The sequence below is a fragment of the Lactobacillus sp. HMSC08B12 genome (assembly GCF_001808415.1).
Lineage (GTDB): Bacteria > Bacillota > Bacilli > Lactobacillales > Lactobacillaceae > Lactobacillus > Lactobacillus delbrueckii.
Genome location: NZ_KV793209.1, coordinates 18995 through 19214, shown reverse-complemented (window position 1 = coordinate 19214; position 220 = coordinate 18995). Strand labels below are relative to the sequence as shown.

Here is a 220-nt window from a genome sequence, read left to right as displayed (position 1 = left end):
CGACGTAGTAGTGCTTGAGGACTTGAGAGGGAAAAATCTGATGAAGAATCATGCCTTGGCAATGTCGATTTCTGATGCGGGCTGGACCAGCTTTCAGAGAATGCTTGAATACAAGGCAGGCCTTTACGGCAAGGCCTTCATTGAGATCGACAAGCGCAACACAACCCAGCGGTGTCATGCCTGTGGCTCCATCATGGGCCACAACGGCCATGAGAAGCTG

Annotated in this window: 1 protein-coding gene; it reads left to right on the top strand. The window is 51.8% G+C overall.

Going from position 1 to position 220, the window contains the following annotated elements; genetic code table 11:
• Window positions 1-220, top strand: a 220-nt coding sequence (locus HMPREF3168_RS10830; RefSeq protein WP_246825711.1) for a zinc ribbon domain-containing protein, incomplete at both ends; no start/stop codon positions are given.